Genomic DNA, 24,322 nt, shown 5'->3' with positions numbered 1-24,322 from the left:
CTCAGCCCTCCCGGTCTGCGGGCGGGGCGGCGGCCGCAGAAGCGGCGGCGCCGAGCGGCTCCAGCTCGACGGCGGTCAGGAAGGCCGGCGCCTCGCCCAGCTGGCGCGCGCGCAGCTCCAGCGGGTTGGAGAGGGCGTCGCCCGCGTCCACCACCAGCGCCGCGCCCCACGCGCCCGCGCCGAGGGGGCCGAGCCGCCCGGAGGCCAGCGTCGCGCCCGTCGCGGCGTCCACCGCCTCCAGCCCGACGGCGGGCGCCTCCGCTCCTCCCGCCTCCGCGCCCGCTTCCGGCGCGCGGAAGCGCCAGGTGACGCGCCAGCGCCCCGCCGGCAGGCGGCGATAGGGGCCGAACAGCGCGATGCCGCGGCGCGCGCCGAGGATCTCGACCGCGTCCTCGCGCTCGACGGCGCCCCCGAGCGTCAGGCGGAAGCCGTGCATCGTCAGCGGCGCCGTCATCGCGCCCGGCGCCAGCGGCGCGCGCCCGTCCGAACTCTCCCGGCCGGGCGGCTCCAGAAAGCCCAGCCGGCCCGCCGCCGCCAGTTCGGGCAGAACCTCCAGCAGCCGCGCATAGATCAGGTCCACCCGCCGCTCGTAGAGCGCCGCCAGCGCCTCCAGCCGCGCCTCCAGATGCTCGCGCCGGCCGCGCTCCTCGCGCAGGGCGTCCTCCAGCGCCTCGACCCGCGCGGCGAGCGTCTCGGCGCGCCGCGCCGCCGCGGCGCCGAACCATTTCAGTCCACCCATGGCGCTCCCCGGCTCCCGTTCCGCCACCCGCGCCGCGCCATCGCGGCGATCATCGCCGCCAGCGGGGCCGGCGGCGGCGCCCCGTCCTGCGCCCCATCCTCCGCCCCGTCCTGCGCCGCGTCCTTTCCCGGCGGCGGCGCGGCGCCCGTCTTCCGCCGCCCGCGCCAGGCCGCGAAGGCCGCCCCGATGGCCCGCGCGCAGGCCTCCACCTCGTCGCCCGGCGGCGTGGGGACGCGCGCCGTCGCGCCGCCCTCGCGCATCGCCTGGCAGTCCGAGGTCACGGTCGCCACGCCCAGCGCGCGCGCCTCGATCAGCGTGCCGCTGGTCTCGCCGTTGGAGGGGTGGCGCAGGTTGAGGATCAGGCCGCAGGCGGCCATCCCCGCCACGAAGCCGTCATCGTCCAGCCGGCCGACGAAGTCGACGCGGTCGGCCACGCCAAGCTCGGCGGCGTCGGCGCGCGGGTCGTAGCGGCCGGGGTCGGGGATCTCGCCCGCGACCAGCATCCGCAGCAGCGGCAGCTCGTCGGGCTCGACGCGGCAGCTCGCCCGGTAGAAGGCGCGCACCGCCTCGCGCACGCGCTTGGGCCGGGTGACATGGCCGAAGAGGCCGACGGTGAAGACCGCGCGGCGCGGCGCCGCGCCGGCCCCGAAACACTCGGCCCCGAAACACTCGGCCCGGAGATGCTCGGCCCGAAGATGCTCGGCCCGAAGATGCTCGGGCGGCGGATGGTCGAACACCCGGAAGCGCGGCAGCGCGGCGGCGGGGATGCGGCTCTCCAGGATCAGCTTCAGTGCGGCGAAGCGGCTGTGGGTCCAGATCTCGTCGGCCCCGCGCAGGGCGTGGCCGAGCATGTGGGTGACGTACTCGAAGGCGGGCGCGGCGCGGCCGGCGCGGAAATCCTCCAGCATCCGCCCGCCGGCGGGGCCGTACTGGTCCTCCAGCCCCGCCGTCAGCGCCGCGGTCGAGAAGCCGCCCAGCCCGCGCCCGGCGGCGAGGTTGAGCGCCATCCAGCAGCAGGGCTCGTGGATCACGGCGATCGCGCGGGCGGGCGCGCCGCCATTCGGGGGCGGGATGCGGCGCAGCTCCCGCAGGGCGGCGTGGACGGGGATGTGGGCGGCGTTGTTGGCGAGGAAGAACACATGGATCTCCCCCGGCGCCGCGACGCGGGGCCAGGCGGCGCCCTCGATGCGCGCGAAACCCTCGCAGGGGCCGCCGGGCGCCTCCGTCACCACGCGCAGCGCCTCGGGGGGGGCGCCCAGCCGGCGCAGCTCGCGCAGCAGCCGCCCCGCATAGGCGGCGGTGCCGGTCCTCGCCGGCGGCGCCGGGGTGTGGAGGTGGATCATCCGGCGCCGCCCGCGCCCGCAAGCCCGTCCACAGCCTCGAGCCGCAGGGTGCGGATGGTCAGCGCGGCGTCCGCCGCCGCCCAGACGCGGAACTCGAACGGGGCGGCTCCCGGCGCCCCGGACGCCTCGAACGCGACCGTCACGCGCCGCTCGCCCCCTGCGCGCCGCGACGGCGCCGGCAGCTCCGACAGCGCCGCCGCCCAGACCACCGCAGCGGCCCCGAGCGCGACCTCGAAGCGCGCGGCCTCGCCCGCACGCCGGCGCGACAGCAGCCGCCGCGGGCGCGGCGGCGCGGCGACGGCGAGGCGCAGGCGGTAGCGCCCCGGCGGCAGGGCGAGATAGGGGCCGAAGACCGCGTGGCCCTCCTCGCCCGGTTCGATCTCCACCCCGCCGTCCCAGTCCAGCGCCGCGCGCGGCCGCAGGCGCAGGTCGGGGCGCAGGTCGCGGGGCAGCCGGGGCGCGCCAGCCCCCGCCGAGCCCGGCCCGCCCGCACTCTCCAACGCCGCCAGCCGCGCCTCCAGCGGCGACAGCGCGTCGCGCAGCGGCAGGGCGACGGCGGCGTCGGTGTCGATCTGGTTGAAGCCCCAGAAGCTGCGCAGCGAGGCGCGCAGGCGGTTGGGCTTGAACGGCGGGCGCAGCCCGTCGGTCGCCGTGACCGGCACGGTTCCATCGAGCGCCTCGCGCCAGAAATCGGGCGTCAGGAACGCGTCGAACACGCCGACATGCTCGTGCGGGGCCGGCGCGCGGCCGTCCGGCGCCAGCGCATAGGGCGCGCCGAGCAGATAGTGCGCCGCCTTGCCGAAATAGCCCGCCTCCAGCGTCGCGCTGGAGCTCAGCGAGGCGACGGCGGCGATCTGGTCGGTCGCGACAAGGCTGTAGAAGTTCTCCACGGCCGTCTCGGCGTTGGGGCAGCGCGCCAGGATCGCGCGGGAATGCGGCGAGCGCGGCTGCAGCGGATGCTCCTTGACGTAGACGCGCGAGAAGCCCCGCGCGAGCGCCGCGATCTCCTCGAGATAGTCCGTCGCGCCGACGAAGGCGCCGTCGCGGATCTGGCTGCGGTCGTCGGCGACCTGCATCAGGAACAGCAGGCTGCGGGGCTCGAGCGCCTTCTCGAACAGCCGCTGCGCCGCGGCCGCCTGCACGCCCGCCATCAGGCGCAGCCGGTCCTCCCGCACCGCATGGCGCGCCAGCGCCGCGCGGACGGGCGCGAGGTCGCTGCGGAAGCCGAGGAAGATGTCGTCGAGAAAGCGCACCGGGTGGTTGATGACGTCGATATGGGGAACACCGGCCCGGCGCAGGCAGCCCTCCAGCATCGGCGGCGTCTCGAAGCCGATCACCAGCGCGTCGCGGAACAGGCCGTGGATGAAGGTCTCCACCAGATCGGGAACCGCGGCGGCGGTGGAGAGCCGCGCCCAGCCGTCGCTGGAGCGCGGCAGGCCGAAGGCGTCGTAGATCAGCGCCGCCGCCGCGCCGTCCACGCCTTCGCTCGCCACCGAGCCCCGGCCCCAGACCACCGTCTCGATCGGCAGCCGGGTCGCGAGACCCAGCGGCGCGCCGAGCAGCTGCCGCAGCCAGCGGATGTTGTAGTGCTGCGTCGGCCGCCAGCGGTAGGGCGACGGGCGCAGGAAGTCTCCGGTGAACACGATGCGCCGGATGGCGGGCGCGGTCACGGCGCCGCCTCCACCCGCCGCCGGGCGCGATGCAGGAAGGCGATCAGCTCGCCGAACGCGCGCGCCGGCGACAGCTCGCGCTCCACGAAGGCGCGCGCCGCGGCCCCGAGGTCGGCGCGCAGGCCGGGGTCGCGCTCCAGCCGCAGCAGATGCGCGATGAACTCCAGCCGCCCGTCGGCGACCAGCAGGGCGCCGCCCACCGCCGCCTCCAGCCCGCGCACCGCCTCGCGGCTGTTGACCGAGGGCAGGCCGGCGGCCATCGCGTCGAGCGTCTTGATCTTCAGCCCGCCGCCCATGAACACCGGGTTCACCAGCACGTCCGCCGCCGCCATCGCCGCGCCGAGGTCGTCGACCCGGCCGAGCAGCGTCACCCCCGGCGGCGGCGCCGGGATCGCGCCGCAGACGCCGCCGGCGACGGCGAGGCGGAACCGCCCGCCCAGAGCGGGCCAGACCTGATCGAGCAGCCAGCGCAGCCCGGCGATGTTGGCCTCGGCGTAGGAGCCGACGAACAGCAGCCGCATCGGGCCGGGAGCCGGCGGCGACGGCGGCAGGGGCGGCGGCAGGGGCGGCGCGTGCGGCGCCACGATCACGCCGGGCACGCCGAGCCGGCCGCGGATGTCGTCGGCGTCGGCGTCCGAGATCGCGATCACCGCGTCGTAGGCGGCCATGATCTCGCGCTCCTCCATCGCGGTGGGCGCGATCGAGGGGGCGGCGCCGAAGCGGGCGAAGCTCAGCGAGCGCTGGGACATCACGTCGTGGCTGTCGAGCAGCGTCACGGTCTCTGGCGGGACCGCGTCGAGCAGCCAGGACCGGTCGAGATACGCCACGATCACCGCGTCGGGCCGCTCGGCGTCGAGCAGGCCGCGCGCGGCCGCCAGCCAGTCGGGGCGGACGCGGTCGCGCAGGAACGGGCGCCGCGAATGCCGCCCCGACGGCGCGGCGAGCGGCGCGACGGAGCCGTGCGGAACCACGCGGACCCGGTCGCTCCCGGCGCCGACGGCGGACGGCGCGAAGCTCAGCACCGACAGATCGAGCTCGGCAGTCAGCGCGCCAAACAGCGCGGCGAGACGCGCATGGCTGCCGAAGGCGCTTTTCCAGAAGGGCACATCGGTGAGCGCGACGACTCTGGGCCGCCGGTCCTGCGACATGTCAGCGGACGGCCGGGACGTGGCGGACGGCGAAGGACGCCACCGCCACCCCGTCCCCGTCGCCCTCCTGCGCCTGCTCGAACTCGATGAACAGGAACCCGCCGCGATGATGCGGCGGCATCTCCGCCGTGAAACGGACGGCGCCGCCGCCGACGGCGAGGTTCGAGACGGCGCCGCCGAGGCAGGCGACGCGCAGGCCGCGCGCCTGCGCCGCGTCGAGCGGGCCGCAGGCGGCCTCGACGCGGTGCGCGCCCGGCCCGAAGGCGGGAAGCACCACCGAAGCCTTCGGACCGGGCGCGATCCGCCGGCGGCGCACGCCGTCTGCGTCCGCCGCCGGGGCGGACCAGCCTGCGCACAGGACGCGCTCATCGAAGGGCGTCGTCGCCGAGCCGCCGCCGGGCGGGGGGGCGTCGGGGCTGGAGGCGGGGCCAGAGGCGAGCGCGCGCGCAAGCGCCAGCGGATCGGCGTAGGCAGGGCGCAGGGCCGCCGGCGCGTCCTCGCGGCGCTCGACCGCCGCCTTGAGCATCAGCACGTCGGCCTGAAGCTCCGCCACCCGGCGCGCCAAGGTGTCGGCGTCGACGGCGCCGACGCGGATCAGCGTCTCGAACCGGTCGGCGAGCATGGCGCGGAACAGCGACGCGGCCTCAGCGACGTCGCGCGCGTCGATCCCGTCGCCGACCCGGGCGCCAAGCGCCAGCGACAGCGCCTCGTCCAGCGCGGTCACGAACGGCCGCTCCGGCTCGCCCGAGGCGCTGCGCGTCGCCCGGTCATCCCCGGACACGGCTCAGCGCCTCGGCGATGTCGAGATCGGCCTGGGTCTTGATGACGTGCCCCGAGGCGGCGCTGACCGGGAAGAAGCCGACGTCGCCGCCATAGGTGGCGGTTTCGCCCCTGCGCAGGGCGGCCAGATACGGCTCGCGCCGCCAGATCGTGATCGCCCAGGTGATGCGCTGGACCGGCGTCAGATCCTGACTGTTGGTCTTCTCGGCGAAGGTGAAGTTGACCGGCCTGCCGCGGAACGCGACCTCGATCTGGTCCTCGATGCAGGAGAGCATCACGTCTTGGCCGCCCGCGCGCCAGGCCGCGACGCAGGCCGCGACCTCCTGCGCCGTCAGCAGCGGGGCGATCGAATGCACCTGGGCCACCGCCTCGCAGGGATGCGCCTCGAGGAACTCGGCCACGAACTGCTCGGAGGTCGCCACGCTGTCGGCCAGCGCCGGCGGCCGACGGTGGAACTGCGCACCCTCCGCCTGCGCCACGGCGCCGATCTCCGCGCTCTCGGAGTTGACCCAGACCGCGTCGAAGCATCCGGCGGCGAAACACTTGCGGATCGCATGAGCGATCAGGGGGGCGCCCTTGTAGGGCGCGAGGTTCTTGCGGACGAGGCGCTGGGAGCCCAGCCGCGCCGGGATCATCGCGATGAGCGGACCGGTTGTCATGGTCGCCTCCGTTCAGGACCGTGTTCAAGCGCCGGCGCCAGCGCCGCCGAGAGCGCGGCGGCGACGGCGGGATGGGCGGCAAGGCTGCGCTGCGGCCCAGCGGTCATCACGCCCGCCGGATCGCCCCAGTCCAGCTCGTCCGAGCGCGCGCGCCACAGGCAGCCCGCCTCGCGCGCGATCAGCCCGCCGGCCGCCTCGTCCCACACCCGCGCCTCCAGCGAGGCCGCCGCCGCCAGCCCGCCCGTCGCCACGGCGCACAGGTGCAGGGCCTGCGCTCCCAGGTTGCGCAGCTTCCCAACCCGGCGCGCCGCCGCATAGGCGCCGGCGTGCTCGGCGATCAGCGCGTCGAGCAGGCCGGTCGAGAGCGCCACGAGCTCGGCCGGCGCCGGCGGCGTCCTGAGCGGCGCGCCGCCGCAGGTGGCGCCGCCGTCGCGCACGGCCGCGCAGATCAGCCCGTCGGACACCCGGACCACGCCCGCGACGCGCGGCCCGCCCGCATCCACCAGCGCCGCGGAGACGCCGACGAAGGGCAGGCCCGCCATCAGGTTCAGCGTCCCGTCGATCGGGTCGACGATCCAGTAGCGCGCCAGCCGCCCGGTCGTCTCGACCGCGCGCTCCTCGCTCAGCACCGCGACGCCGGGCGTCAGCGCGGCGAGCCGCTCGGCGAGGAGCGCGTCAACGGCGAGGTCGACCTCGGTGACGTAGTCCTGCGGGGCCTTGGCGGCGGCGCGGCGCGGCGCGGCGGCGCGCGCCATCGCGGCCGCCTCGCGCAGCGCGGCCGCCAGCCCCGGCAGGATCGCGGCGTCATCCATCGGCGCGCGGCCCCGCGCTGACGGTGAAATCCAGCTGCGCCGCGTCGTCGAGCAGCACGCGCACGCGGGCGCCCTCCGGCAGGTCGAGGCAGGGCGTCACGCCGCCGAGCGCCACCCAGTCGCCGGGCCGGGGCGCGAAGCCGAGGCCGCGCGCCAGCGCGAGGAAATCCGCCAGACACGCGGCGGGGCTCGCAACCAGCGCATCGAGGCCGCCCTCGCCCGCCGCGGCGCCGTCGATCTCCAGCGTCAGCCGCCCGGCCTCCAGCGCCGCCATGGCCGCAGGCGGCGACGCCGGCCCCAGCAGCAGCGCCCCGGCGGCGCAGCGATCGGCGACCAGCGCCGCCACGCCGACCGACGGCAGGTCGGCGACCGGCGAGGACGGCATCTCCAGCGCGACGCAGCAGGCGTCGAAGCCCTCGCCGGATGGTGCGATCCGCACCGCCGGCTCGACCTCGCCACGCAGTTCGAAAAGCGCGAAGCCAGGCGCGGCGGCGGGCCGGTCGAGCACCTCGTCGCGGTGCAGCGCGCCGAAGTAAGGCGTCGCCACGCCGAAGGCGGCGCGCGAGGCGGCGTTGGTGCCGCCCAGCTTCCACGCGGTCCAGCTCCCGGGCGTCGCGGCCGCCTGGGCCGCCATCGCCGCATAGGCTTCCGCAAGCGACCGGGGCGCGGTCTGCGCGTCGAGCAGGACCGGGAGGAGCGGGCTGCGCTCGCGCCGGTGATAGGGGACCGCGCCGCTCACGCCCCGGTCGCCCGCGTCTCGTAGACGGCGCGGCCCACGATCAGGTCGATCGTCGCCGTCAGCCAGATGGCGTGCAGGTTCTCCACCACATTGTAGGCGTGGGACGGCGCCCAGAAATCCACATCCGCCAGCCCGCGCAGCGGATTGTCGGCGGCGCGGCCCGTGAAGGCCACCACCGGCAGCGCCTTCTCCCGCGCCCGCCGCGCCGCATTCACCACCGAGGGCGAGGCGCCGCTGACGCTGAGGAGCACCACGGCGTCGCCAGGATCGGCGTAGTGGTCGAGCGCGCGCGCCACCCAGTTGTCGTAGCCGTAGTCGTTGGCGAAGCAGGTCATCAGGTTGGGGTCATGGAAAGTGACGCCGCGCACGCCGCCCTGCTTGGTGAAGTCCACTGCGCCGTGCTCGGCGGTCGACGCGCTGGCGCCGTTGCCGGCGAACATCATCTTGCCGCCGCGGTCGCGCACGGCCAGCGCCAGCGCGGCGAAGGCCTCGACGCCCCGCCGCGCGGCGTCGTCGAACAGCAGCGCGCGATACTGCTCGAAGTACTCGTCAAGAAAGGCGCTGGATGTCATGTGGCGTCTCCTCGGCGCTGAGCCCTCCGGGGGGCGGTCCCGCTCAGACCTGTTCGACCGCATTCAGCCGGGAATAGAGCTTCGGGGCCTCGTGGCGCTCCTGGGCGTAGATCGCGTCGATGATCCGCATCACGCGCAGCGCGTCCGACGAATCGCCGCCAAGGTCGCTGCGCCGGCCGGTGCGGATCCAGTCCGCGAAGATGCGCGCTTCGCGGTCCCAGCTCTCGTCGGCCTCGAAGGTCTCGACCTCCTCATCGCGCCAGGTGGCGGCGGGCGCGACGGAGCGGTTGCGCGCGATGACCAGCTGCTCCGCGCCATAGGTGCCCGAGGACGTCTTGAGGCCGTTCAGCACCATGTAGCCGCGCTCCATGAACACCTCCAGCGAGAACAGGTGCCGCCACTGGGTCATGGTCGAGTGCAGCGACGCCACGCAGCCGCTGCGCGTGTTGCGCATGATCGCGAACACGTTGTCCTCCACCCCCGGCAGCCGCCAGTAGAGGCTCGAGGTCATCGCCTGGATCTCGTCGAAGTCCCCGCCGAGGGTCAGGAACAGGTCGACCATGTGAATGCCCTGGTCGATCAGGATGCCGCCGCCCGCCAGCGCCGGGTCCGCCCGCCAGCTGTCGAAATAGTTCTCGTCCACCGACTTGCCGTAGCGCCCCCGCATCCACAGCACCGCGCCGAAGTCCCCGCCCTCGACGGTCTTGCGCATCTTCACCGCCGCGCCGTGGTGGCGGTGGTTGAAGCCGTACATCAGCGCCCGGCCCGACCGCGCCTCGACCGCCCGGATCTCCTCGACCTCGGCCGCGTTGAAGGCCGGGGGCTTCTCGCAGAAGACGTGCTTGCCCGCCTCCAGCGCCTCGATGGTCATCGGCTTGTTCAGCGCGTTGACGCAGCAGACGTAGACGCCGTCGATGGCGGGATCGTCGAGGATGTCGCGCACGCCGCGCACGGCCAGCGCGGGCTCCACCGCATCGCGCTCGAAGCCGTGGATCGCCTTCACCGCGCCGGCGCCGGTCCGCTGGATCGCCTCATGGCGCGTGCGGCCCATCTTGCCGTAGCCGATGATCCCGTATGTCAGCACCTGACGCCCCTCGTCCCAGTCGCGTTCTGCGGCGGGTTCTCCCTAGCCCTTCGCAACCGGCGCGGCCATGCCCTCCACGAGGTTGCGCAGGGTGCGCGCATGGACCGCCTCGACCGCCTGCACGCCGTTGTTGGCGTTATGGCTGCCGAGAACGACCGTGTCCAACGCCGCCAGCGGATGATCCGGCCCCAGCGGCTCGGTCTCGAAGACGTCCAGCGCCGCCCCGGCGATCCGCCCCGCCCGCAGCGCCGCCAGCAGCGCCGCCTCGTCCACGATCGGGCCGCGCGCGACGTTGACCAGCACGGCGTCGGGCCGCATCGCCGCCAGGAAAGCCGCGTCGACCAGCCCGCGCGTATGCGGGGTCAGCGCGCAGGCGACGCACACCACGTCCGACCCCGCCGCGATCTCCTCCAGCGGCGCAGAGCCCTCGATGGCGGGGTCGTGGAAGCGCACCGCCATGCCGAAGGCGGCGCCGAGCTCGCCGATGCGCCGGCCGATGGCGCCATGGCCGATCAGCCCCAGCGCGCCGCCGCGCAGCTCGCGCCCGCGGGGCTTCGGCCAGCCGCCGGCCCGAACCGCCCGGTCGATGGCGGCGAGATGGCGCGTCAGCATCAGCGTCATGCCGATGGCGCATTCGGCGACGGCGTCGGAGAAGGCGCCGGGCGCGTTCAGCACCGGCACGCCCAGCTCGCGCGCGGCGTCGAGGTCGATGCTGTCGACGCCAGTGCCCCATTTCGCGATGACGCGCAGCCGCGGCAACGCGCGCGTCAGCACCGCGCGGGTGATCCGGTCGTCGCCGGCCAGCCAGCCGTCGAAGTCGCCGACCAGCGCGAGGCAGGCGGCCTCGTCGAGATATTGCGAGACCTCGGCGAAAGACGGCTCGAAGCCGAGCGCGCGCAGCTCGCCGTCGAACCGCGACTGCTCATTGAGCATCATGATGTTGCTGACCAGAACGCGCCGCGTCATGCGCCACCTCCCAACATTGCACTGAAGGCCCCGAAGCCACCGCGCCGGGCCGGGCCGGCGCAGGGCGGGTTAGCCATCGGCGATCCGCCGTCCGGCGAACAGCTTCAGCGTAGCCTTCAGAATTGCGAAGTGCAGCGCCTCCGCCGCCTCGCCAAGACGCTCGGTCGGCGCTGCAAAAAAGTTGGTGGGAAGCGGCTTGTCCGCGCAGGCGTGATCGACATGCTGTCCGGCGGCCGACAGCACCGCATAATCCACCTCCGCAAACAGATCGAACAGCGCAAGGCCGTGGCTGGCCAGCATGTCCGTCATGTTGCACTCGAAGAACACCAGCGGGCGATCTGCGCCGAGGATGCCGCGCGCGCCCATCAGGGCCGGGACCTCGTGTCCTTCCACGTCGATCTTGACGAAGGAGACGCGCCCGCCGCGCTCCACATCATCGAGTCGCAGCACCGGGACCGTGATCTCGCTGATGGAATGCTCTCCCGCCGGCGCCGGAGAGGTGGTCATGCGGCTGACCGCCGGCTCGTTCTCGTAGACGAGGAACTGCGCCTCGCTCGGATACGCCCCCACCGCCGCCTCTACAATCCGTACGGCAGAGGCCAGCGCGTGTCCGTCGAGCCGCGATCGCAGAACCGCGACCATCGCCGGGTTCGGCTCGAAGGCGATGCACTCCCCTTCTCCGCCAAGCGCTCTGACGAAGTTGAACACGTGCCGTCCGGCGTTTGCGCCACAGTCCATCACTGTTTCGCCACGCCCGACCTTGCTGCGGATGAGCTCCGCCAGAATGTCTTCGTAAAAACTCTTCCTGCCGATCTCCGGCAGTTCTGGATCAAGGAGGATATTGCGGAACTCGACGAAATTCCTGTGCGGTCGCGCGGCAAGGAAGCCGCCTGTCTGGATCATGGTCCCGTCCATCATGCACATGGCCTGTCCACCGAGGCTTGTGGTGTTAGATCAGACCACCGGGGTGATCAAGCGGCGACGAAGCGGCAGCCTGGCCCCCACCTCACGCGCCGCGGACGGCGAAGACATTGCCAAAGTTGCGGCTGATCGGGCGCGCAGCATCGGCGAACTGCGCGAAGCGAATACTCGGATCGGCGGTGCGCGCCTGCTCGGCGGCGACAAACAAGGCGTTCTGGTCGATGTGCCACATGGGCCGGTTCTCCGCAGTCCCCGCTGCGAATACATGCTTGCAGTACTGAGCCACCATTTCCGCATATCGAATCGCACCAGGCGTATGCTTTAGCAGCAGCGTTCCCGCCCAAATCTGGTTCCAAGGAAAATGATTTTGCTGGTTCTCACGATAGTGGCAAAGAAAGACGTCGGCATCCTGGTTGAGCATATCGACCTGCGCGATGCTGCTGTTCAGGTTCGCATCGAACTCGGTGATCAGGACGGACCTCCCATAGCGCTTCAGAACATGGGGCGCGATGAGAAACCGCATGCAGGTGTAGAGGGCTCGCGCGTTCATGCCGTCCCACTGCGCCGCCAGCGCCTCGGGAAGCCGCACGCTATGGCCTGACAGGTTCAGGGCGAGCTCCGGATAGTCCGCGCGGGCCTTCGAACGCAACGCTTCGAGTGGCTGCTCGGGATTCAGGATGTGCACATGCAGCACGGCCGAAGATCGGACCTGCGCCGCCGAACCCAGCAATTCATTGCTGAACAGCTCCCAGTAGCGCCAATCGCACGCGACGAGATGCACGAACGGCCCATCGGCCAGATCAGCCGCAGCGAACGCAACATTATCAAGGTCGTCGAAGGGCGACGGCGCTGCGGGAGCAGGGGGAAGCATCAATCTCAGAGAGGATGCGCCATGCGCATTGGTCGAGATCATGGTCTCGTCCATCGCGGCCACCCGCAGAAAATAGGCCTCGGCCGGAACGAGGCCGGCGGTCCCAAACACCGTCGCCCCCAGATAGAGCGTGTTCCAGGGGCGCTCCCCGTTGAGCGCAGCGTCGGCGAAGCACATGGCCGCGACCGCCTCCGTCGCCGTACGGCGCGGCGCGGCGCTATAGACCGCCTCGCACCACGCCTCGAAGGCGAGGCCGTAACGCTGAGCGTCGGCCGCACCCACCTTGAACGGCAGCACGTTCTCGCCAAGCGCGCTCAGCAACTCGAATTCCTTTGATCGCGACAGCGCGCGGAACAGATCAAACGTAAGCCGTCGCCGCTCCGGTTCTGCACCGCAGAGACGGCGCAGCAGGACTAGCGGCGTCTCCCCGCCAGCGTCGGCTTGCGCGTCGTCTGCGGCGCTGACCGGCGCAACCGCGACGTTGACGAACTCACCGGCGCCCAGGGAACGGTCCGCATCCAGACCGACTGGGCGCGCGACGAACACGCCATGGCGCGCTTCCAAGATCTCCTCGAAGCCCGGGACCCGCTCGAGAAGCCCCGCCGCCTCGAACTCAGCTGTGACGGCCAGCAGCGCTGGATCGCCGAGATCATCGACCACAACGACACCGCCCGGGGCCGTCATGGTCAGCGCGTTGGAGATGTCGGCGCGGCAGATCTCCGGCGTATGCCCACCGTCTATATGCGCAAAATCGAAGCGCGCGCCGACCAGCGCAAGGCGCAGGGCGGGAACAACCTCGCGGGAATCACCCTCGACAAACCTGAAGCGCTCAGGAAAGAGTCGCTTCAGGAAACGCGCCGCCAACGCGGTATAGGGATGATGGCCAATGTCCACCGCCGTCAAGCGCAGCTCCGGGTTGAGAGACAGCGCCATGAGCGCAGAGTGGCCGCCGTTGAAGCCGATTTCGATACCCTGGAGACGGCCCCGGACCGCGTCGCGGAAATGCGCACGCTTGGCGGCGTAGACGGTCGTAGGCGCAACATCGGCGCCGAAAGCGTCGGTGCTTAAGAAAAACATGCCGCCTTCCACAGGCGCCCTCGAAGCCGCAATTTCGGCGTTCAGCGCATGAAACTGCGCGAAAAGCGCTTCGTGAAACTCGGGGACGCCATCATTGTCCACCGTCACCGTCCGCTCGAGCATGGCGACTACTTTGCCGGCCAAGAGGAAAGTTATCCTGAACCGGGCGGCGGGGTCGGGCAACTCGGGAAGACGCACCTCTACGCGCCAGCCTGGTCTCGCGTCGGAGGACATGCCAAAGCGCTCCACGACATCGCGCCGCGGCACATTGCGATGCACGGTCTGAGAGCCGAAGGCGCCTAACTGGCACACCGCGCTTTCAAAAGGCGCCGTCAGCCATCCATGGACTCGCAGGATCCGACTGCGCCGCTCCAGGACGCAAACACTAATTGCGCCAATTACAGAAGTCTTGTCCATGATGTCGTGCGTCATCCTCGTTAATGCGCTATGGCGGCTATAGACGATGCGCCAGGCTGGGGCCATAGATTCACAAGGCTTCATGGCCCGATGGCCGTGAAGGCCGTCACGTCGATCGCCGCCGACAACAGGGCCAGCGGCGCGCCCGCCCGCGCCAGGACAGCGCGCTTGGCCGCGTCGCCCGCCACCAGAACAAGCTCCCCGGCCTGCGCGAGCGCCGCCGGCCCCAGCGTCAGACGCGGATGCGCATGGGGCGGCGTCTCGGGCACGAAGGCCGTCCTCAGCCCGGCGTCGAGGATCTCGGGCCTGCCGGGAAACAGCGACGCGACATGGCCGTCCGCGCCCACGCCGATCAGCCCTCCCGCCAGCGGCCACGGCGCCGCGGCGATGGCGCTTCGCCAGGCCCGCTCCGCCGCCGCCGGGTCGGTCAGTCCTCCCGGGCCCAGATACCGCGCGCCGCGCCCGAAACGGCGCAGCAGGCCGCGCGCCATGCCCTCGGTGCTGTCCGGGTGATCGAGCGGCGTCAGGCGTTCGTCGCTGGCCAGCATGTCCACCCGGTCCCAGTCCAGCTTCTCGGCGAGAAGCAGCGGCAGCACCCGCGTCGGCGTCGCGCCGCCCGAGACCAGCAGGCCGACGCGGCCGGCGCGGTCGGCCAGCGCCGCGCCCAGCAGCGCCGCGAGACGCGCCGCACAGGCCGCCTCGGCGGCGGCACGGTCGACGCAGGAGACGACGCGGACCGACATCTGCCTCAGGGCGCCGGGGCGCGGCCCGGCGGCGCCGCCACCAGGTTGTCATGCTCGGGCGCGTCGTCAGGGCCCGTCACCGGCAGCAGCGCGCCGCCCAGGTTCTTCTCATGCTCGAAGCGGAACAGCCGCCAGCCCCGCGACAGGAACACGTCCAGCACGTCTCCCAGCGCGCCGCCGCGCTGCGGAAACAGGTCGGAATACTCGAACGCCACCAGCGGCGGCGTCCCGAAAGCGCCGTCGAGAAGGGCCGCGGCGCCGCGCAGCGCCATCAGTTCGCCGCCCTCCACGTCGATCTTCATGAGCGCCACGTCGCGCAAGCCGAAGCGCGAACAAAGCCCGTCGATGGTCACCGCCTCGCGCCGGATCACCGCGACGTCGTCCGCGCTGTAGGCGCGGCGCGCCTTGGCCGCGGTCAGCATCGGGTCGAGCACGCGCTCGTTCAACAGCGACAGCGAGCGCGCGTAGTCGCTCACCGTCGCCGGGTCGTCGTTCTCAAGCACCCGCGCCGCGCCGATGTTCGAGTTCGGCAAGGCGCCGAACACCGCCTGACCGGCCGCCTCGACCGCCACGGCCTCGACGATGTCGATGCTCCCGTCGCCGAAGCGCAGGCCGGACCGCGTCATGCGCGCGACCGAGGAGGGCTCGGGCTCGACTGCGACGACCCGCGCGCCGCGGCGCGCGAGCGCCCGGCTGACCACGCCATAGGCGGCCCCGACGTCGATGGCCGCGTCGCCCGGGCGGACCTGACGCGCCGCCCAGGCCACGAAGCCGGCCTCATAGCCCGCATCGGCGAGAAAGGCGCGCGCCATCACCGTGTCGGCGATGGGATCGCACCACACCAGGTCTCCGCTGGCCAGCCGCACGGCGATCTCGCGGCCCGGCGTCAGCCGGGCGGCGACGGTCTCGACAAGCGCCTCGCGGGCGTGCGCCGCGCGCCCCTCCGGCGCGACGGCCCAGCGCTTGCGGAACGCGTCCGACGCGATGAGGCGCAGCGCGCGCTCAGGCGGCGCGGCGACGGCCTTCGCGCGCACAGCGCGGCGCAGCCGCGCGATCGTCGCCTCCTCGGCGGTCGGACGCCGATCCCCGAGCGATACGCGCGCGACGCCTGCGACACGGCCGTCGCAGGTGAGCACCATGTCCAGCGCCGGCCCCCCTTCGGCGCCGCCCTCCTCGGCGAGACCGGGCATCCGCGCCGCCGCCATCCAGCCCGCATCGGCCGGCAGGAACGCATTGGCGCGCGCCACGTCGCGCCGCAACTGCCCGACGACCGCCGCCGCGGCGCGCCGCCCGCCGCGATGCAGATGCACGCCGAAGGCGGGTCCGGGCGCGACCGCCCAGCCCCGCACCCGCAGCGTCTCGCGCGTGAAATCAACCTCCGTCGCCGAAACGCGCAGGGTCGGCGGCGTCACGTCGGCGAGCGCGCCCAGGGGCGCCGAAAGCGTCACGTCCGCCCCGACGATCACCCGCAGCACGTCGTCGGGCCCCGCCTCCGGCGGACATGGGCCCGTCAGCGACAGCCGGCCGGCCGGCGCGTCGCGAAGCTCGGCCACCGTCGCGCCGCACACCTCCAGCCGCAACGCCGCGACCGGCGCGTGGGCGAGGGCCTCGAACACGACCGACCGCGCGACGGCGTCGAGACCGGCGCAGAGCGGCGTCGGCGGGCCGGCGGCCACGGGATCGGCGCCGGGCGCGTCCTTCGGCGCGGCGGCGAGGGCGGCCGTCGCGAGGCACTCGTCGCTGAGCGCGGCGACCAGCGACGGCGCCAGCACGCCCGCCAGCGCCCCAGGATTCTCCTCCGGCAGTCCGAACAGGTAGTAGGGCCCCGGCACGCCCCACATCTCCGGCGTCATCGGGCCGCAGAGCGCGGTGTGAAGCGCATAGCCCGCGTCGCGGAACAGCGCGAAGAACGCGTCGCGGCCATAGCCGAACCGTTCGGCCGCGCCGGCGTTGCCGAACTCCATGGCCAGCATCGGGCGGCCCGCGCGCAGGGTCGCCGTCGCGCCCAGCAGGGCATGGTGCTCGGCGCCCTCGACGTCGAGCTTGATGAAGCGCACCTTCTCCGGCGAGGCCACCAGATCGTCGATCCGCGCCAGCGTCACCGTCTCCTTCTCGGAAGGCGCAGTGGCGCCGGGAAGGGCCCGCAGGCTGCTCTGCCCGCTGCCGATCTTCGGAAAATAGGTGAACTCGGCGACGCCCGGCTCCGACCAGACCGCGAACGGGGCGATCTCCACGATCGCCTGAACGGCGGGGTCGCCCGCCTGGTCCAGCGCGGCGCGGAGCTTGTCGCGCATGGCGCTCGCCGCCTCGATGGCGACCACCCTGCCCTGCGGGCCGACGCAGCGCGCCATCGGGATGGTGTGGCGCGCCCGGTGGGCGCCGGCGTCCACGGCCCAGTCGCCGGGACGCAGCACGGCGCGGTAGGCGTTCTCGATGATCGCCTCGAACACCCGCGCCGTGACCGGCGGGGTCAGCCGCTCGAATTTCCGCCAGGCGTCGGCGTTGGGCGAGGAGACGTTGCCTGAAGGCATGATCGCTGTTCCTGATATGGCCGGCGCCGACTTCGGAGAGCCCTCATGGCGGGTCTCCGAGGCGGATGTCCAGCAGGCCGGCGCCGAGGGTGCGCCAGTCGAGAATGCGGTCGTCGTCGGCGCTGCGGAACGGGGCGGGGTCGCGCACGCGGAACTCCAGCAGGATGCGGCGCGGCCCCGCCGGCGCCGCCGGCAGCGCGCCCTCGATCGGCGCGGTCTTGTTGTCGCGTGTGAGGCGGAGGCTTCCGAACGGCCGGCCGTCGGCCTGGATCGACACCTCCTGCAGGGGCAGGAAGCCGCCACGCGCGGCGTTCAGCGTCAGGCGCGCCCGGAGCGGTCCGGCGGGGGCGTCGACCTCCAGCGCCAGCCGGGCGTAGCCGGCGGCCATCCACGCCCCCCATTTCTCGACATGACTCCAGCCCAGGCCCGGCGACACGCCAGGCGCGACGATTGCGGGCAGGCGAAAGGTCCGACCCAGCGGCGCGGCATGGACCACATCCTCGGCGCCGGAAAAGGCTCCGCGCGGCGTCTGCGCCGCCACGGCCGGCCCTTGCGCAAAGGGGGCGGCGAGCAGCGCGTGACGCCGGGCGCGCTCCGCCGAGACAAGGTCGCCGACCGCGTCGGCGGCGCGCGACAGCAGCGCATGGGCCGCCGCGGCGTCGGGGCGCGCGGCGGCGGCGACGGCGCCATGGTGCAACGCGGCCGAGACGTCGCCGGCGGCAAGCGCGCGCGCGCCTGCCGCCAGCGTCGCCGCCAGCGTCGCCGCCTGACCGGCGTCTCCGGGTCCAGGCGCTCCGGGCCCGGTCTCCCGGGGTTCTGATTCCGGGGGACCGGCCGCGTAGGGCGGGCGCGGCGCGGCGCGGCGCGCCTCGGCGCCGCGATCCCAGCCCATGTGCGCGTCAAGCCCGGCGTAGATCGCCTCATCGGAGAAGCGCCGGGCGCTGAAGGCCAGGGCGGTGCGGCGCAGGCCCTCCCAGCGGTCCCGATCGGTCAGCAACGCCACGCAGGCGTCCACGAAGGAACGCGCGTCGCCGCACACCACGCCGAACGCCTCCGCGACGTCCTCCAGCCCCTCCACGGCCGGCGGCAGGAACACGCCCGGCAGGCCGAGACAGGCCGCCTCCACGGTCTTGATCTTCAGGCCGGTGCCCGCCAGCGTCGGATTGATCGCGACGCTGGCGTGGTGAAGCTCCCTCAGCAGCGCCTCGCGCGACAGCGTCCCGCGCATGTCGACCGACGGCGTCGAGGGCCGCCACGCCCGGCACACCCCGCCGCAGACGCGCAGCCGCGCGTCCGGCGCCGCCCTGAGGATCGCCGGCCAGCAGTTGGCCTCGAACCAGCGGATCGCGGCGACGTTCATCGGGTTGCCGCTGGCGTGGAACACCAGCCGGCGGCGGTCGAAGGCGCGCGGCGTCAGCGCATAGCCGCGGCACTCCAGAAAGCCGTCATACTCGCAGAGTTCGACGGGGTTGCGCACGCCGATGGCGCGGAAGTAGTCCGCTTCGCTGCGCGATATGGCGACGACGACGGCGCCGGGCGCGCCGTCCAGCACGGCGCGCTCGGTCTCCGGGGCGCACAGCCGGTACATCGTGTCCAGCGGGCCGCCCTCGTGCTCGATGGGCAGCCGCGACAGCGCGTCGTGGGTGACGATCGCCGTCGGCGGCAGGGGTCCGCAGGCGGCCAGCTCCTCGGCGATGCGCGCCATGTGCGTATGATTACAGACGATGGAATGGTAGGCGTTCGCCCTGAACAGCGCCCGCGCCATGCGGGCCGCCGCGTCAGGCACGATGAAGTACGGATGATGGCGCGCGCAATGCTCGATCAGGGCGTCGCGAAGCTCCTTCTCCATCGACCCGAAGGGCGTGTCGCGCAGCTCCCGCAGAATCCGCCGGCGCAAGGCGGCGCCCGGCGTCGACGCCCATTCGGGAAACGGCCAGGCGAACACCCTGACGCGGTCGCCGAACGCCGACCGGATCGCCGCGGGGTCCGCGTCGCCGACCAGCGCCAGATCCACGTCGAAGCCGTGCCCGACGAGATGGGCGATCAGGTTGCGCGTGACCACGCGGTTGCCCTGATCGGCAGGCGTCGGCGACGCCAGCGACGCGAACAGCACGCGCGGCCGGTCTTCGGCGCGCGCCGCCGTCGCCGTCGCGGCGGCCGCCCGACCCTCTCCGCGCCGCCGGTAGTCGTCAACCAGCCGGTCGAGCCGGCTCGCCCGCGCCGACACGACCGGCGAGGCGTGGACCAGCGGCGCGCCGGCGCCCTCCGCCAGAGCGCCCGTCGCCAGAGCGCCCGTCGCCAGACGTCGCGGCTCCGCCCCGGCCGCGGCGGCGCCGTCGCCGACCGCCGCATCCGGCGCAACCCCGGAGCCGCCCCCGGCGCGCCGCCGCCCCGGCGCGCGCAGACGCCCCAGGCCCGGCAATGACAGGATGTCGCCGCGCGCCGCCGAGAGGGATCCGGGCTCCGGCCGGCCGTCCCCGGCGTGATCGACAGGGGCGACGGACCGCCCCTGCGCAGTCGGCGGCGCGACGTCGGCCGGAAGGGACCCCGCCGCCGCCTCGACCAAGGGCGGCAGCGCCGCGTCGAGCCACGCCAGCGCGCCGTCGGCATGGCGGAACAGCCGCTCCACCCGCCGCTCTCCAGCGCCCGCAAACCACAACGCGGCAACGCCCGCGGCCAGCATTCGCTCCAGAAGCGGGCGCTCAAGCGCCACGCAGCGGCCCGACAGCGGACCGTCGCCGCGCCAGACGCCGCCGACCCAGGAAGGCAGCAGCGCGGTCTCGGGCGGCGCGCCATCGGAGGGCGTCGACGCTTCTGCTCTGAAAGCCGCCGCTTGCGGCGCAGGCTCATGGGCCGTTATCGCACGCCCGTCGCCCTCGGAGCCCACATCCGCATCTGCCTCGACCGGCGCATCGAAAAGCGCCAGCGTCAGGCGCGGCGTCCTGCGGACCGCGGCGACGGTCAGCTCCCGGCCGGAGGCGAACGCGACCACCGAGCCCGCCCGCAGCGCCAGCGCCGCCGACGTCGGCGCGCAGGCGAGCGCGCCAAGCCAGCGACCCCGCGGCGAGAGGGCGACGCCATGCCGCCAGCCGCGCCGCGCCCCGCGCAGCGGCGTGAGCGGCGCGGCTGGCTCGACGGCGGCCAGCGGCTGGCGCTGCCCGCCGCACAGGGTGGGGAAGCCGCCATAGGCCCCCAGCGGCGCAGTGTCGCCGTAGAGATAGAGCGTCGCCCCGGTCAGGTGCGGCGCAGGCGTCTCCACCCGCGCGGCGATCCGTCCGCCCTCGACCGTCACCGGCGTCCAGCGCTCTCCGTCGACGCTGATCGCGCCGGCGGTCACGCCCCCCGCGGGATCGACGGCCCAGGTCAGCGTCGCGCCGGACGCGTCTGGCTCGACGCCGACCATGTCGAGCGCCACCCGCGCGGGCGGTCCCGGCCTGGCGATCTCGACCTCGAAGCCGGCGACCGCCGCGCCGGACGCATCGAGGGCCGTCAGCCTCAGCCGGCGGCCGACGGCCTCGGCCGCAAGGCGGCCGGTCGCCTGCTGCAGCGCCATGCCGCCGACCGGCCAGAGCCGTCGCACATGCACCTCCGTGAACGCCGCGCCTCCCTCCTCGCGCAGGGTCGCGACCCGCCCGGGCGCAGAGAAGAAGAACGAGACCACGACATCGCCCGCCGGGGTGTGGAACGCAGTGACGGTCGAGGCCGGCGCGCCCGGCGCTGCGGCGGCGAGGCTCCCATCGGCGGCCGCGCGCACCGTCCGGGCCGGCGGCGCGTCCGCGAAAGGCCCCCAGAGCACGCGGTGCCTCTTTCGCCTGACCACCGGCGTCGCGTCATGGCGGCGCAGCAGGATGTCGGTCAGCCGCGCCCCGACGGCGTCGACGCCCGCCAGCCCCGCGACCGAGCGCCTGAGCGTCTCGCGCCGCTCAGGCCGGGCCAGGGCCCGGCGCAGCGCGCCGGCGAGAGCGTCCACGTCGCCGACCGGCGCAAGATGCGCCGTCGCGCCCACCGTCTCCCGCAGAACCGGGAGATCGTAGCAGACGACCTCGGCGCCGGCATGGCAGGCCTCCACCGGCGGATAGCCGAAGCCCTCGAACCTGCTGGGAAACAGCACCGCCTGCGCGGCGGCCAGCAGGCGGAACTTCTCGGCGTCCGGGATGGCGGCGTGGAACGCGAGCGCGCAGCCGCTCCCGGGCGTGAAGCGCGCCTCGAGGGCGCGGCGGAAATCATCGTCCGCCGGACCGCCGGAGACGATCCGCAGCGTGCGCCCGGCGAGAACCTCGGGCGGGATGCGCAAGAGGTCGGCGCCGCCCTTGTGCCGGTCCGAGGCGCGCACGAAGGCCACCACCGCGCCGTCCTTCGGCGCGTCGAGCGATGGGGCCGCCGCGACGTCGTTGATCGCCGGGCCGCAGACCTCGAAGCCCACGCCGCCCTTGCTGAGCGGCGCGTAGAACGCCCGCGCCATCCGGTCGGATTCCATCGCGCTGGAGATCACGAGGCCGCCCTCGAACACCGCGCGCCGCCAGTAGTCCCAGAGCCGCGGGTCGCGCGGCTCCGGCGCAGTCGCGTTGAACCAGTTGGCCGACTCGAAGTTGATGAGCGCCAGCCGCGCGCCGGCGCCGCGCGCGAAGTCGAGCGCGTTCTCGTAGAACACGGGGTTGAACACGCCGGTGGGCGTCAGGAGGACGTAGTCGAACGCGCCCTCCGGCATGGCGCGCGCGAAATCTGGCGTGAACGCGTAGCGCACGCCGCCAGGGCTGATCGGCTCGAGGTCGTCGACGAAGATCGGCCGGCGGTTGGTCGCCACCGTGACGTCATGGCCCGCCCGCGCCAGGACATAGGCCATGATGAGCGCATGATAGCGCCCGCCCGAGTACATCTTGTCGTTGTTGGTGCCCAGAACCGCGATGCGCAGCCGGAATTCGGCGCCGGGCGTCGGCGCCTGTCCTTCCGGGGGCGCGCGTCGGCGCTCAGACGGCTGCGAGGGCATGGTCGAACTCCTCCCGCTCGAACACCTCCAGCGCGCCGCCGCGGGTGGCGTTGCGAATGAAGCCGCCCTCGGCCTCCATCAGCTGACGGGCGGCCAGGAAGGACGGCATGATGTTCTCGATCGAGGGTGGGCACCATGCGCGGCCGCTGCGATAGCCGGCGATGAAATGGTTGCCGTCGCCCGTCGCGGCGCGGAACACGTCGCCGCCGCGCAGGCTGGGCTCGAAGCGGAACGCGAAGTCGGCGCCATAAACGCGCCATTTCCGGACGCCCAGGAAGTAGCCGATCTGCATCGCCACGTAGAGTGACGAGCCGCCGGGCGTCACGAACCGCGACGCGTCGCGCGAGAACAGCGAAGGAAACATCCCGACCTGCCTCACCCAGCAGTAGTCCCCGGCCAGATCGGGGCAGCGGTCGTTGGCCACGAACACCATGCCGCCCGACGACGCCACGATCTCGAGGCCGAAATCCTCGATCATCTGGCGGTCGGCGGTGACGGTGAAGGCAGGGCGCAGCCGGGTCCGGTCATGGGCGAGATGGAAGCGGTTGAAGCCGAAGCACAGCGCGCCGGCGTCCTGCAGCCGGTCGAGGTCCGCCAGACGCACGCTCGGCCCGTTGCCGATCAGCCAGGCTTCGCGGCCCGCGAAGCGGTCGCGCATCGCCGCCAGCCGCGCCGAGCTCGGCCGCGCCGGCGCCGTCAGCGCCGCGAAGGCCGTGAACTTCTGGCCGACGCCCGCCTCGGGCAGCGTCGTCAGCGTCTCGCGGTCGAACGGGAACGGCTGCGTCGTCGAGAAAGTGGCGGGGCGGCCGGGGTCGGCGCGGACAGGCTCGGCGACCACCTGCCTGCGGCCGACCTGCAGCCGCGCGTCCCCCGGCTCGCCCCAGAAATCGATCCGCGCGCCGCCCGCCGCGTCCGGCTGCAGCGCGATGAGGCCGCTGCGCTCGACGCTGGGCGCGACGTCGCCGGAGAGGCGGGCCACCGGCCAGCCGCGCAGGCCGAGCGTCACCGACAGATCTTCCGGCTCCACGCCCGCCGCAAGCACGGCCGAGGCGCGCAGGCGCGCCGCATAGCCTGGGCGCGGCGCCACGCTCCGCGCCCAGGCGTTGACCAGGCCGCCACCGCCGGGCGCCGAGATGTCGCCGCCCAGATCATCGGGAGAGACGTCTCCGGCAACGTCGGCGTCGAGGACGAAGAGGCGCGTCCACGGGTTGAACAGCGCCCGATCGACGGCGACCGAGACGCCGAGCCGCTCGGCGAGACGGGCGCCGACGACCGAAGGCGCCTGCGCAGGGATCCCGAGCGCCGCCCGAAGTCGGTCCGCCAGCGCGTCCGGCGCGGCGGGCGCCGAGAGCCTGCGCGCCTCGTCGCCGCAAAGCAGGATCACGGCGCAGCCCTGCGCCAGCAGTCGCGCAGCGCGCTCCTCATGTCCGGGATCGTCGGCGCAGACCACGGCCAGGTCCGCCGCGCCGTCCGTCTCCGCCGCGCCGATGGAGACGGCGGCGAGACCGGACGCCGCGTCGATCGCCTGCGCCGATCCTGGCGGCGCCGTGAACGGCCCCGCCGCGCCCGCCGCCGCCAGCGCGTCGGCGAAAGCCGCCAGCGCGCTCAGACCGTCCGCCGCCGCCGCGCCCGGCGCCAGCGCGACGACGCCCCCAAGCAGCCCCGCCGCGCGCAGTTCGTCGGCCGCCTGTGCAAGCGGCGCCGGCGCGCCGACCTCCAGCGCGCCGAGTCGGACCGCCCCCGCCCCCGCCCGGCGCAGCGCGTCGAGATCCGCCTCGGTGCGCGCCCACAGATCCACGCCGACGCTCGACCACAGCCCGACGCGCAGGCCGGACCGCGCAAGCCGCGCAAGCGGCGCGGCGTCCCCGGGGGCGATGCGCGGCGGCGCGACGCAGACCCGGCCGGCGCGGCCGGCGGCGGCCCCGACGAGCGTCGCCGCCGCAAGGCTCGGAAAGACCAGAGCGAGCGCGCCCTCCCCGGAGGCCGCCGCCTCGTCGAGCGCGGCCGAAAGCGCCGCCGCGACATCGCCGGGCGCGACCGCGCGCCGGAACGCCGCGCCTGCGGCGTGCGGCGGCGCGCTGACGTCGAGGCGCCACGCCGGCGCGCATTCGTTCAGCGCCGTCCACAACGCGTCCTCCCAGCCTGCGTCGGCGCCGTCGCCCACCAGCGCCACGCCGCAAACGGGGCCCCGGGCCTGCCTCGCCGTCGACGGAGCGGCTGCCTTCCGAAAGAACATGGCTTGTGCGTCCACCAAGTTGACGAG

17 protein-coding genes are annotated in these 24,322 nt (G+C 73.9%); all 17 read right to left on the bottom strand.

Annotated features, from left to right (window positions below; translation table 11 throughout):
• Position 1 precedes the first annotated feature (1 nt).
• The 17 genes from BLW43_RS13735 to BLW43_RS13660 all read right to left on the bottom strand — a co-directional run bounded on the left by BLW43_RS13735 (position 2) and on the right by BLW43_RS13660 (position 24,295).
• Entirely contained in the window at positions 2–739 is a 738-nt protein-coding gene (locus BLW43_RS13735; protein WP_093254295.1) for a hypothetical protein, read from the bottom strand.
• Positions 727–2,082 carry a glycosyltransferase gene (locus tag BLW43_RS13730; RefSeq protein WP_093254293.1) on the bottom strand — a complete coding sequence of 452 codons (1,356 nt, stop codon included), beginning with the start codon at positions 2,080–2,082 and terminating at the stop codon, positions 727–729. The genes BLW43_RS13735 and BLW43_RS13730 overlap by 13 nt, the downstream gene beginning before the upstream one ends.
• Positions 2,079–3,752: a hypothetical protein gene (locus tag BLW43_RS13725; RefSeq protein WP_093254291.1), complete on the bottom strand. Its 1,674-nt coding sequence runs from the start codon at positions 3,750–3,752 to the stop codon at positions 2,079–2,081. Before BLW43_RS13725 ends, BLW43_RS13730 begins: the two co-directional genes overlap by 4 nt.
• On the bottom strand, positions 3,749–4,900 hold the full coding sequence (locus BLW43_RS13720) for a glycosyltransferase family 4 protein (protein ID WP_139284067.1): 1,152 nt from the start codon (positions 4,898–4,900) through the stop codon (positions 3,749–3,751). The genes BLW43_RS13725 and BLW43_RS13720 overlap by 4 nt, the downstream gene beginning before the upstream one ends.
• Position 4,901: 1 nt before the next feature.
• The gene (locus tag BLW43_RS22955; RefSeq protein ID WP_139284066.1) at positions 4,902–5,681 is read right to left on the bottom strand and encodes a hypothetical protein; all 780 of its coding nucleotides are present in this window, start codon (positions 5,679–5,681) and stop codon (positions 4,902–4,904) included.
• Complete coding sequence (locus BLW43_RS13715; RefSeq protein ID WP_093254287.1) at positions 5,668–6,339, bottom strand: acylneuraminate cytidylyltransferase family protein; 672 nt, start codon at positions 6,337–6,339, stop codon at positions 5,668–5,670. The genes BLW43_RS22955 and BLW43_RS13715 overlap by 14 nt, the downstream gene beginning before the upstream one ends.
• The gene (locus BLW43_RS13710) at positions 6,336–7,151 is read right to left on the bottom strand and encodes an inositol monophosphatase family protein (RefSeq protein ID WP_093254285.1); all 816 of its coding nucleotides are present in this window, start codon (positions 7,149–7,151) and stop codon (positions 6,336–6,338) included. Before BLW43_RS13710 ends, BLW43_RS13715 begins: the two co-directional genes overlap by 4 nt.
• Positions 7,144–7,890, bottom strand: coding sequence for a hypothetical protein (locus BLW43_RS13705; RefSeq protein WP_093254283.1), 747 nt, complete (start codon positions 7,888–7,890; stop codon positions 7,144–7,146). Before BLW43_RS13705 ends, BLW43_RS13710 begins: the two co-directional genes overlap by 8 nt.
• Positions 7,887–8,462, bottom strand: coding sequence for a D-sedoheptulose-7-phosphate isomerase (locus tag BLW43_RS13700; protein ID WP_093254281.1), 576 nt, complete (start codon positions 8,460–8,462; stop codon positions 7,887–7,889). The genes BLW43_RS13705 and BLW43_RS13700 overlap by 4 nt, the downstream gene beginning before the upstream one ends.
• A gap of 43 nt (positions 8,463–8,505) precedes the next feature.
• Positions 8,506–9,546 (bottom strand): Gfo/Idh/MocA family protein, encoded by a 1,041-nt coding sequence (locus tag BLW43_RS13695; protein ID WP_217632183.1) that lies wholly within the window; start codon positions 9,544–9,546, stop codon positions 8,506–8,508.
• Between the two features lie 42 nt (positions 9,547–9,588).
• A complete protein-coding gene (locus BLW43_RS13690) occupies positions 9,589–10,512 on the bottom strand; it encodes an NAD(P)-dependent oxidoreductase (protein ID WP_093254279.1) in 924 nt (307 codons plus the stop codon).
• A 69-nt stretch (positions 10,513–10,581) separates the two neighbouring features.
• Positions 10,582–11,430, bottom strand: a complete 849-nt coding sequence (locus BLW43_RS13685) for an FkbM family methyltransferase (RefSeq protein WP_175478911.1) — start codon at positions 11,428–11,430, stop codon at positions 10,582–10,584.
• 88 nt (positions 11,431–11,518) lie between these two features.
• Positions 11,519–13,813 (bottom strand): class I SAM-dependent methyltransferase, encoded by a 2,295-nt coding sequence (locus tag BLW43_RS13680; RefSeq protein WP_175478910.1) that lies wholly within the window; start codon positions 13,811–13,813, stop codon positions 11,519–11,521.
• Between the two features lie 65 nt (positions 13,814–13,878).
• Positions 13,879–14,541 (bottom strand): 6-phosphogluconolactonase, encoded by a 663-nt coding sequence (locus BLW43_RS13675; RefSeq protein WP_093254274.1) that lies wholly within the window; start codon positions 14,539–14,541, stop codon positions 13,879–13,881.
• Positions 14,542–14,546: 5 nt separating this feature from the next.
• Positions 14,547–17,072, bottom strand: coding sequence for an FkbM family methyltransferase (locus BLW43_RS13670; protein WP_093254273.1), 2,526 nt, complete (start codon positions 17,070–17,072; stop codon positions 14,547–14,549).
• Between the two features lie 43 nt (positions 17,073–17,115).
• A complete protein-coding gene (locus BLW43_RS13665) occupies positions 17,116–22,059 on the bottom strand; it encodes a glycosyltransferase family 4 protein (protein ID WP_093254271.1) in 4,944 nt (1,647 codons plus the stop codon).
• Complete coding sequence (locus tag BLW43_RS13660; protein ID WP_175478909.1) at positions 22,040–24,295, bottom strand: hypothetical protein; 2,256 nt, start codon at positions 24,293–24,295, stop codon at positions 22,040–22,042. The genes BLW43_RS13665 and BLW43_RS13660 overlap by 20 nt, the downstream gene beginning before the upstream one ends.
• Positions 24,296–24,322: the final 27 nt, after the last annotated feature.

It is taken from the genome of Rubrimonas cliftonensis, assembly GCF_900107585.1.
Classification (GTDB): Bacteria; Pseudomonadota; Alphaproteobacteria; order Rhodobacterales; family Rhodobacteraceae; genus Rubrimonas; species Rubrimonas cliftonensis.
This window is presented reverse-complemented; position numbering and strand designations above follow the sequence as displayed.